At 71.1% G+C, this 612-nt stretch carries 1 protein-coding gene; it reads left to right on the top strand.

All coding sequences use genetic code 11. The features are described 5' to 3' along the window. Positions 1 to 612, top strand: a 612-nt coding sequence (locus tag C3492_RS43870; protein ID WP_146075818.1) for a transposase, incomplete at both ends; no start/stop codon positions are given.

The raw sequence follows: 612 nt of genomic DNA, 5'->3' as shown, positions 1-612 counted from the left end.
TGAATCGGTTCGACCGGGCCGACCGCCGGCGGCGCGGCAAGTCGGACCCGCTCGATGCCGAGAACGCGGCCCGGGCGGTGCTGAGCGGGCGGGCGCGCGCCCAGGCCAAGACGGGCGACGGGCCGGTGGAGATCGCCCGGATGTACAAGCTGGCCAAGGACTCGGCGGTCAAGGCCCGCACCCAGGCGATCAACCAGCTCAAGGCCGTCCTCATTCGTGCCGGTCCGCAGCTGAGGGAGGACCTGGCCGGGCTGGGCAACGCAGAGCTCATCCGCACCTGCGCAGGGCTCCTCGACGACAGCCCGAACGACGAGGCCGACGAAGGGGCGGTGCTCCACGCCACCCACGTCACCCTGGGTCTCCTGGCCCGGCGCATCAGGCAGCTCAGCGACGAGGTCCGGGAGCTGGAAGGCCGCCTGACCCGGCTGGTGGAACGCCACGCTCCCCAGTTGCTTGAGGTGGTGGGCATCGGTCCGGACACGGCCGTCACTTTGCTGATCACTGTGGGGGGCAACCCGGAACGTCTGGGCAGTGAGGCGTCGTTCGCGGCGCTGTGCGGGGTCAGCCCGGTCGAGCGTTCCTCGTGCAGTCGGCAGTACGGTCGCCTGAACC

It is taken from the genome of Streptomyces sp. Ru62 (genome assembly GCF_002920615.1).
Taxonomy (GTDB): domain Bacteria; phylum Actinomycetota; class Actinomycetes; order Streptomycetales; family Streptomycetaceae; genus Streptomyces.
Note: the sequence above shows the minus strand (reverse complement) of the source record. Positions and strands in the feature narration are given on the sequence as shown.